Origin of the sequence: Streptomyces sp. P17 (genome assembly GCF_032436805.1) — a bacterium.
Classification (GTDB): Bacteria; Actinomycetota; Actinomycetes; order Streptomycetales; family Streptomycetaceae; genus Streptomyces.
Map to the genome: position 1 here is coordinate 1 of NZ_JAVRBF010001517.1, position 234 is coordinate 234.

Sequence of the window (234 nt, forward strand, 5' to 3'; positions counted from 1 at the left end):
GGGCAAGCCTGAGGCCATGTACGACCAGATCAAGGAGTTCCTGTGAGTAACAGCAAGGAAGCATTGCGCCTCTACAAGGCGACCGTGACCGTAGAGGGTCACACCGAGGAGGTACCTGTGTGGGCCGAAGACCTCGATAAGGCCCTGGAGCAATCCGAGGCTGAGTACGGCGAAGTAGACCGGGTGCGCCCAGTGGTGGCCGCATGAAGGCCGGTCTGATCATCAACTGGCGCG

Annotated in this window: 1 protein-coding gene; it reads left to right on the forward strand. The window is 60.7% G+C overall.

Features of this window, described 5'->3' with window-relative positions; all coding sequences use genetic code 11:
• Positions 1 to 42: 42 nt before the first annotated feature.
• Positions 43 to 207, forward strand: coding sequence for a host cell RNA polymerase inhibitor (locus RMT89_RS45545; protein ID WP_315889621.1), 165 nt, complete (start codon positions 43 to 45; stop codon positions 205 to 207).
• The last annotated feature ends 27 nt before the right edge of the window (positions 208 to 234 follow it).